Origin of the sequence: Streptomyces barringtoniae (assembly GCF_020819595.1) — a bacterium.
Lineage (GTDB): Bacteria > Actinomycetota > Actinomycetes > Streptomycetales > Streptomycetaceae > Streptomyces > Streptomyces barringtoniae.
Map to the genome: position 1 here is coordinate 1 of NZ_JAJHNP010000083.1, position 937 is coordinate 937.

Sequence of the window (937 nt, forward strand, 5' to 3'; positions counted from 1 at the left end):
AGCATCGGTGTCTCGAAGGACAGCGAGCCCTTCCACATCGTGCCGATCCAGTTGAAGAACTTCACACCGGTCGGTACGGCGATCAGGAAGGTCATGAACGAGAAGAACGGCAGCAGCACCCCGCCGGTGACGTACATGTGGTGGGCCCACACGGTCACGGACAGACCGGCGATGGAGATGGTCGCGGCGATCAGACCCATGTAGCCGAACATCGGCTTGCGGGCGAACACCGGGATGACTTCGCTGATGATGCCGAAGAACGGCAGGGCGATGATGTACACCTCTGGATGGCCGAAGAACCAGAAGAGGTGCTGCCACAGCAGCGCGCCGCCGTTGGTGGCGTCGAAGACGTGGGCGCCGAACTTGCGGTCCGCCTCCAGGGCGAACAGCGCGGCCGCCAGGACCGGGAAGGCCAGCAGGACCAGCACGGCGGTCAGCAGCACGTTCCACACGAAGATCGGCATGCGGAACATGGTCATGCCCGGAGCACGCATGCAGATGATCGTGGTGATGAAGTTGACCGAGCCGAGGATGGTGCCGAAACCGGAGAAGGCCAGACCCATGATCCACATGTCGGCGCCGACGCCCGGGGAGCGGACGGCGTCCGACAGCGGGGAGTAGGCGAACCAGCCGAAGTCGGCCGCGCCCTGCGGGGTGAGGAAGCCGCCCACCGCGATGGTCGAGCCGAACAGGTACAGCCAGTAGGCGAACATGTTCAGCCGCGGGAACGCCACGTCCGGCGCGCCGATCTGCAGCGGCATGATCCAGTTCGCGAAGCCGGCGAACAGCGGCGTCGCGAACATCAGCAGCATGATCGTGCCGTGCATCGTGAACGCCTGGTTGAACTGCTCGTTCGACATGATCTGCAGGCCCGGACGGGCCAGCTCGGCGCGCATGAGCAGCGCCATCACGCCACCGATCAGGAAGAACGCGAACG

At 64.8% G+C, this 937-nt stretch carries 1 protein-coding gene; it reads right to left on the minus strand.

Features of this window, described 5'->3' with window-relative positions; all coding sequences use genetic code 11:
- Positions 1 to 937: cbb3-type cytochrome c oxidase subunit I (locus LMU33_RS40800; protein ID WP_228627162.1), on the minus strand; the 937-nt coding region annotated here is incomplete at both ends.